This is a genomic window from Methylobacterium sp. AC690 (genome assembly GCF_979256535.1).
Map to the genome: position 1 here is coordinate 1 of NZ_CEEDOX010000087.1, position 256 is coordinate 256.

Below are 256 nucleotides of genomic sequence, written 5' to 3' on the forward strand. Positions count from 1 at the left end.
CCGCCGCGCCGTGCCAGAGCTCGTCGGTCAGGCCCTCGAGCCAGCCGGCGGCGCGGGCGGCGGCGTCCGGCGCGTCCAGGCTGCGCAGCGGGGCGGTATCGAGGGCGCGGGCCCGGGCGAGGAGGTCGCGCCAGCCCGGGAGATCGCCGGGCCAGACCGGGGCCTGGACGGCGGCGCCGAGGCGGACCAGGGCCTCGGCCTAGCGGGTCTGCTCGCCGAAATAGCGCCACTCGGGCATCACGATCAGGCGTCCGCC

1 pseudogene is annotated in these 256 nt (G+C 79.3%); it reads right to left on the reverse strand.

The annotated features are described in order from the left end of the window. Positions 1–256, reverse strand: a pseudogene (locus AC0IY1_RS25420) (glycosyl transferase); the annotation flags it as partial.